At 62.2% G+C, this 1,422-nt stretch carries 1 pseudogene; it reads right to left on the bottom strand.

Annotation, left to right across the window (positions count from 1 at the left end):
• Positions 1 to 1,234, bottom strand: a pseudogene (locus tag JCM25156_RS25560) (ATP-binding protein); the annotation flags it as partial.
• Between the last annotated feature and the right edge of the window lie 188 nt (positions 1,235 to 1,422).

The raw sequence follows: 1,422 nt of genomic DNA, 5'->3' as shown, positions 1-1,422 counted from the left end.
GGTTTCGAACCAGTGGGCGATCATGTCCGCCGCCGCCGCGTGGACCACGGGCTGCACTTCGGACGAAACCAGCTTGTCCTTGGTCTGGGATGAAAATTTGGGGTCCGGCACCTTGACCGACAGGACGGCGGTCAGCCCTTCACGCATGTCCTCGCCATTCAGGGCGTGGCTGTCCTTCTTGGTGGCGTTGGCCTCGGCATAGCGGCCCACCACACGGGTCAGCGCCTGACGGAAACCGGCCAGGTGCGACCCACCATCGCGCTGGGGAATATTATTGGTGAAGCACAGCATAGTCTCATGGAACTGTCGTTCCATGTGAGCGCGAATTCGACCTTGATGCCGTTTTCCTCGTTCTGGAGCTGCCGGTAATGGGCGGCTCCACGATCGGGTTCTTGCCCTGGTCCAGCCATTCCACAAAGGCGCACAGGCCGCCTTCGTAAAAGAACTTCTCCTCCCGCGCGGGAGTATGGCGTTCATCACGCAGGATGATCTTGAACCCGGAATTGAGGAAGGCCAGTTCGCGCAGGCGACGCTCCAGAATCGGGAACTCGAATTCGACCTTGGCGAAAGTCTCGGCGCTGGGCTTGAAGGTGACCTGCGTGCCGCGCGGCTCGTCGCTTTCGCCCACCACGCGCAGCGCCTCGTCACGTTCCCCGCCGTGAAAACGGATGACATGCTCCCTGCCCTCGCGCCAGATCCGCACCTCCATCCATTCGGACAGGGCATTGACCACGGCAGCGCCCACGCCGTGCAGGCCGCCCGACACCTTGTAGGAATTCTGGTTGAACTTGCCGCCCGCGTGCAGCTTGGTCAGCACCACCTCGGCCGCGCTGACCCCTTCTTCATGGTGCATGTCGGTCGGGATGCCGCGCCCGTCGTCACGCACGCTGACGCTGCCATCTCCGTTCAGCGTGACGGTGCAGCAGGTGGCGAAACCGGCCTGCGCCTCATCCACGGCGTTATCAATGATTTCAAAGGCCATGTGGTGCAGGCCCGATCCATCATCGGTATCACCGATATACATGCCGGGGCGCTTGCGTACCGCGTCCAGCCCCCGCAGAACCGAGATGGATGCCGCATCGTAGTCTGCCGGGGGGATAGCGCCCGCCTCGACCGCGACATCGTGTTTCTGATCGGGACTGGATTGATCGGACATGCCGGCAGATGCTCCACAGCGCATAACAACAAAATAACTGAACGCATTATAGCCCGAACCGCCCGGCGTAACCAGCATTCCCCACCGAAATCATGCGTCAGGCGCAAGATTACCCTGACCCGGCGTTACAAATTCGGCGCAGGCCCGGAGCGGCGCAAACTGTTCCACATCCGTTCCGGTCAGCATCACGCCCGTTTCCATGCGCCCGAGCGCGCGAAAAAGGGCGTCGCGCCGCGCGGGATCCAGATGCACCAGCGGTTCATCCA

This window comes from Komagataeibacter kakiaceti JCM 25156 (assembly GCF_000613305.1).
This window is presented reverse-complemented; position numbering and strand designations above follow the sequence as displayed.